Genomic DNA, 233 nt, shown 5'->3' on the forward strand with positions numbered 1-233 from the left:
GCACACCAGAGATCAACAAGGAAGCGACTGGAGATGACGCTGCGAAGAAGTCGCAGGTCAGGTGGGTGAAGAAGCGTGCCCCCGGTGCGACTCGAACGCACACTGGACGGATTTTGAGTCCGCTGCCTCTGCCGATTGGGCTACGGGGGCTGGCCAACACACTGTACGCGACCTTGGTTTGGGGAGTTCGCGTACCCCGGTCATTCGGTGTTGGAGGTTCGGGGCGCCTGGTG

The 233-nt window shown here is 61.8% G+C and carries 1 tRNA gene; it reads right to left on the minus strand.

The features are described 5' to 3' along the window. Positions 1–76 precede the first annotated feature (76 nt). Positions 77–150: transfer RNA gene (locus tag F0L68_RS41955), tRNA-Leu, on the minus strand. Positions 151–233: the final 83 nt, after the last annotated feature.

This window comes from Solihabitans fulvus (genome assembly GCF_008386585.1).
Lineage (GTDB): Bacteria > Actinomycetota > Actinomycetes > Mycobacteriales > Pseudonocardiaceae > Solihabitans > Solihabitans fulvus.